General features: G+C 62.6%; 2 protein-coding genes. Both read right to left on the bottom strand.

The features are described 5' to 3' along the window. On the bottom strand, window positions 1-763 hold a 763-nt coding region (locus tag PV768_RS21785; RefSeq protein WP_421094199.1), incomplete at its 3' end, for an IS3 family transposase. A gap of 50 nt (window positions 764-813) precedes the next feature. Continuing rightward, the gene (locus PV768_RS21780; protein ID WP_370460487.1) at window positions 814-1,137 is read right to left on the bottom strand and encodes a helix-turn-helix domain-containing protein; all 324 of its coding nucleotides are present in this window, start codon (window positions 1,135-1,137) and stop codon (window positions 814-816) included. Between the last annotated feature and the right edge of the window lie 218 nt (window positions 1,138-1,355).

Below are 1,355 nucleotides of genomic sequence, written 5' to 3'. Positions count from 1 at the left end.
TCAGGCCCTTGAGCTTTGTTGAGATTCTTTTGGTGTTGTACCAGTGGATGTATTCCTCGACGGCGGTTGCCAGGGCGTCGGTGTTGAGGAACCGGACGCGGTGGAAGAGTTCTGACTTGAGGTGGCCGAAGAAGTTCTCCATGACCGCGTTGTCGTAGCAATTTCCCTTGCGGGACATTGATTGGACCGCGCCGGCGCCCGCGATCAGGGTGCGCCAGGAGGCGTGGCGGTATTGGAAGCCTTGGTCCGAGTGCACCAGCGGTTGCTGACCGGGCTGCAGGCAGGTCAGGGCCTCACGCAGGGAATCGTTGGTGAGCGCAAGGTTCGGGGATGAGCCCAGCGAGTAGGAAATGATCTGCCGGTCGAAGAGGTCCATGACCGGTGAGAGGTAGAGCTTCCGGTCCCCGACGCTGAATTCCGTCACATCAGTTACCCACTTCTGGTTCGGTGCATCAGCGTCGAACTCGCGGTTCAGCACGTTGGGCGCGACCGCGCCCTGTTCGCCTTGGTAGGAGTTGTAGCGCTTCCGGCGCCGGACCTTGCAGACCAGCCCGAGTTCCTGCATCAGCTTCAGCACAGTCTTCTTCGCGACCGTCCACCCTTGTTTGACCAGCTCGCTGTGGATGCGGCGGTGCCCGTACCGGCCATGGTTCGTTTCGAAGATCTCCGTGACCGCGGCTTTGAGTTTCTCTGTCGGGTCCGGCGCCTGCAGCCGGGGCTGGTGATAGAAGAACGTGGACCTGGCCAGCCCGGCGATGTCCAGCAGGACACCAAGCGGATAGTCAGCCTTGAGGGAAACGACGGCTTGAACCTTTACCGTCGTCCCTGTTCCCTCAAGGCCCGCAGTTTTCCCAGGTACGCCACCTCAGCGCGCAGCCGTTCGTTCTCCCGCCGCAACCGCTCAAGCTCGGGCAAATCCGCAGGCGGCGGGGAATCGGGTTTCCGCGGCCGGCCTTTGGGCTTCGGCCGCAACCCGTCCTCGCCTTCGAGCCGGTACGCCCGGACCCACTTTTGCAGCAGCTCACGGGAGGCCAGACCTGCCTCGACTGCCAGATCCGGGCCGGACTCGCCCGCGAGGAAGCGCTCGACCAGGGCACGTTTGAACTCAAACGAGTACGACCTCACCGCCCTGCCCACCAGCACTCCTTGCCCATGAATCCTCCACCGCCCATACAGTGCCCTGACCGGCACACGAGGCGCATCCAGCACCCGGGCCGCCGACCCATACCCGACACCCTTCTCAAACAACGCTACAGCCGCCTCGCGCTGCGCCTCAGACAATGAACTACGTGCATGCATAAAACTGCTCCCCGGAAGTCGGAACTGAATTTCTCAGTCCAACTTCCGGGGAGCAG

Origin of the sequence: Pseudarthrobacter sp. CC4 (genome assembly GCF_048957775.1) — a bacterium.
GTDB lineage: Bacteria > Actinomycetota > Actinomycetes > Actinomycetales > Micrococcaceae > Arthrobacter.
Note: the sequence above shows the minus strand (reverse complement) of the source record. Positions and strands in the feature narration are given on the sequence as shown.